1 protein-coding gene is annotated in these 1,271 nt (G+C 68.2%); it reads right to left on the bottom strand.

The annotated features are described in order from the left end of the window. A partial coding sequence (locus GA0116996_RS27860; RefSeq protein WP_141693777.1) for a phage late control D family protein occupies positions 1-1,271 on the bottom strand: 1,271 nt, incomplete at both ends.

The raw sequence follows: 1,271 nt of genomic DNA on the forward strand, positions 1-1,271 counted from the left end.
TCCGGGCCAACCACGATCGCGGTATGGACGCCCAGCGGGGTCGATTGGCTATAGAGGCGCGGGCAATCGCCCTCCAGCACGGCGGCGCGCCATGGACGGCGCGCATCGAAGGCACGAAAGAGCGCCGCGTAGCCGTGTTCCCGTGCTACCGCCCGCAGGGATTCGGTTGGTACCAGCCGCTCGGCCGTGTCGTCGAAGAAGCTGCTCATCAGGCCGGCGGTGGTCGCCGCGGCATCCGGCGCCGGCGGCGGCGTGTCGAAGCGCAATGCCGCTTCGAGCGGCCCCATCCGGTCGGCGAGCGCGGCGCGCGTTTCCACTGCGAGGTTGTTGATGCCGCAGTGTTCGACGGCATCGAGCAGCAGCGGATATCCCGCCGTATCGTTTTCCTGTGGCGGCAGGTGTGGGCAGCCGGTGACGCTCAGTCGTGTGCCGCAGCGCAGCGTGCGTACGGAAGCGCTGCCGGTGAACACCAGTGCACGCGCTTCGATGGCCTCCATTACCTGCTCGGCGACGCGCTGCGCGCTGGCCGTGTTCGGCGCCAGCGACAGGCTGACGGACAGGTAAGGATCGGGGCTGGCTGCCCGGCCTGAAAACCCGCCGAAGCGCGCGGGCGCGTGGCCACGGATGGTGCGCTTGGCTTCGGGATCCCACGCGCCCACCGCGATGCCGCCGACCGCGGCACGGGTTTCACAGATCAATTGCTGGATGGCGTCAGCTGACTCCTGGCTATGTACACGCTGGTAGCGGATGCCACCGCCAGCCGCTGACTCGGCATCCTCTGGCAATTGCGCGCTGTCGGCAAAAATCACCACGGCATGGCCGAAAGGCGCTTCGTCGTCGTCCACCACGGTATATCCCAGCCCGGCCTCGGCCAGCAGACGTGACAGGAACTGGTAGTCGGTCTCGCGGAATTGCGCGATGTGGGCGCGCTCGCTGAACGCGGCGATGCGGGCTTCGGCTCCGGCGGCATAGCGCCACTGCGCGTAGGGCGCATAGGGCTGCAGGATGGTCTCGATGATGCTGTCGAGCGCCCGGTTCTGGAACACCTGGCTGTGGCGCTGTTGCGTAGTCAGCCACAGCCACGGCACCACGGTCAGCCGGTAACGCGCGAAGCTGCCGTCGGCGCCAAGCTTTTCGGCCTGACGGATCAGGCCGGTGCGGCGTGACTGGCCGCCGTCGGCGAGCGTGGTCAGCAGCGTGACGCGCTGGCCGAGCAGGCTGTCGAGCGCGATATCGGCGTTGGCGCTGACCGCAACGATGCGCCATTCGAA

Source organism: Cupriavidus alkaliphilus (genome assembly GCF_900094595.1).
Lineage (GTDB): Bacteria > Pseudomonadota > Gammaproteobacteria > Burkholderiales > Burkholderiaceae > Cupriavidus > Cupriavidus alkaliphilus.